Consider the following 1,833-nt stretch of genomic DNA (forward strand, 5'->3'; position numbering starts at 1 on the left):
CCCGGATTTCTCACAAAGCCTGAAAAAAGAAGAGTCAAAAACTGCCAAAATGACTAATATACCTGAATTCCAGCAGTTTTAGCATGACTCTTCAGAACACAGATTGTATACCAGAACAGTTCAAATTTGAACAAGTAAAATCATGTCCAGTCATAGTGAATTTCCAGGGTAAGCCTGTAACATCAGATGCAGGTTTAACATTAATTGCGGAACTAGACCGGAAAAGAGGAATCACATCACGATTAGCACAGTGTTTCAAAGATTACAGAGAAAAGAACAGAATTGAGCATTCGGTAAGTAGTTTGATTGCACAGAGGATATATGCTTTAATCATGGGCTATGAAGACATCAATGACCATGAATTTCTCCGCGATGATTTGATATTTGCACTCTGCGTTGGAAAAGTTTTGAACAAAGAGTTTGAATCAGCGAAGTTAGCAGGTAAGAGTACATTAAATCGTCTAGAACACTGTCCAGAAAATATAACGTCTCTAGCAGAAAGTCGATATCATCGAATTGAACATAATGCAGAGGCTATAGAAACACTATTGGTGGAAATATTTTTAGAATCATATTCTTCACCACCACGGCAAATAACTATAGATTTAGATGTAACTGATGATCTGGTGCATGGTCATCAAGAAGAAGTATTCTTTAACCCTTATTATCGTGGGTACTGTTATGCTCCTCTGTATATTTTCTGCGGTAAACATTTATTAGCATCAAAGCTACGTGCCTCTAACTTAGACCCGGCAGAAGGAGCATTAGAAGAGTTACAAAGAATTATAAAACTAATCCGCTCACGCTGGGGGAAAGTGAAAATTCTGATTCGGGGAGATAGTGCTTATTCTAGAGAAGAGATTATGGCATGGTGTGAATCACAAAGAGAGATTGATTATGTGTTTGGATTGGCGCAAAATAGTCGATTAATTCAGCTTTCACAATCAATTAAATACCGTGCTTCTCTTGAATATGAACAAAAACTGCAACCAGTAGTTAAGTTTTTTGAATCCTTATTGGCACCGTCACCAGATTTACACCTCGCAGCAACAGCATTTGTGAAGAATTCAGTTTGGTATTCATCGCTTAACTATAAAACTCTATATTCTTGGAGTCGAAATCGTCGAGTTGTTGCCAAAGTTGAATATAGTAATCAAGGGGTAGATACTCGTTTTGTAGTAACTTCACTAGCGATAAATAAAATCCCCCCTGGAAAACTTTATACAGAAAAATATTGTCCAAGAGGCAACATGGAAAATTGTCTCAAAGAGCAAAAACTAGAACTAAAAAGTGATAGGACAAGCACCCATACATTTGCAGGTAATCAACTACGGTTGTGGTTTTCATCTGTTGCCTATATTTTAATGAATGCTTTACGAGAGAAGTGTTTAGCCAAAACGGAACTTCAAAATGCTACTGTTGGCACTATTCGGACAAAGTTACTAAAGTTAGGAGCAACTATCACGGTGAACTGCCGAAAAATTTTAATTTCAATTAGTAGTTCTTGCCCCTATAAAGGAATTTTCGCTCTGGCATACAATTATTTATCTCTCTTACCCTGTCCTGGTTAATTTTTACTTAATTGTCATCATAATGATTAGCTTCCTGGGGTTGAGTTTACTGAATTTAACCCTGTTTTCGGCTGCTTAATTATTGCTAATCATAGTTTTTATTTCAGCATTTCTCGTTTTATGCGTCTTTTATTTATCTTTAAAGCTTCGGATAACACTTAATTGTCTTAGGTTCCTGAATTTAATCCACTGATGTATAAAATATTCTTTCCTAAATTTTACTCATCTCAATGATTTTTTTGCACTTGTGAGAAATCCGGGT

1 protein-coding gene is annotated in these 1,833 nt (G+C 36.1%); it reads left to right on the forward strand.

The window, feature by feature from the left end; genetic code table 11:
* The first annotated feature begins 83 nt into the window (after positions 1-83).
* Complete coding sequence (locus tag G1O98_RS38085) at positions 84-1,571, forward strand: IS1380 family transposase (RefSeq protein ID WP_163939618.1); 1,488 nt, start codon at positions 84-86, stop codon at positions 1,569-1,571.
* Positions 1,572-1,833: the final 262 nt, after the last annotated feature.

Source organism: Nostoc sp. UIC 10630, assembly GCF_010747425.1.
GTDB lineage: Bacteria > Cyanobacteriota > Cyanobacteriia > Cyanobacteriales > Nostocaceae > Nostoc.